This is a genomic window from Citrobacter sp. Cpo045 (genome assembly GCF_030332875.1).
In the GTDB taxonomy this organism is placed as follows: domain Bacteria; phylum Pseudomonadota; class Gammaproteobacteria; order Enterobacterales; family Enterobacteriaceae; genus Citrobacter; species Citrobacter portucalensis.
This window is the reverse complement of record NZ_JAOWGZ010000005.1, coordinates 1-281: the sequence shown is the minus strand read 5'-3', so window position 1 is coordinate 281 and position 281 is coordinate 1. Positions and strand designations below refer to the sequence as shown.

Below are 281 nucleotides of genomic sequence, written 5' to 3'. Positions count from 1 at the left end.
GGAGCCCGCGGGCACGTAAAGGCGAGGCCAGTATCGTGTCGCCCAACAGGCTCCAGCGACAGTTCAATCCGGATGCTCCGAATGAGCGTTGGGTAACGGATATAACCTACATCAGAACCCACGAAGGCTGGCTGTATCTTGCCGTGGTTGTTGATCTGTTCTCACGCAAAATTATCGGCTGGTCCATGCAATCCCGGATGGCAAAGGACATTGTCCTGAACGCACTGCTGATGGCTGTATGGCGGCGTAATCCCCAAAAACAGGTGCTGGTTCATTCGGAT

The 281-nt window shown here is 54.4% G+C and carries 1 protein-coding gene; it reads left to right on the top strand.

The window, feature by feature from the left end; genetic code table 11:
• A partial coding sequence (locus OGY13_RS00020; RefSeq protein ID WP_286637506.1) for a DDE-type integrase/transposase/recombinase occupies positions 1 to 281 on the top strand: 281 nt, incomplete at both ends.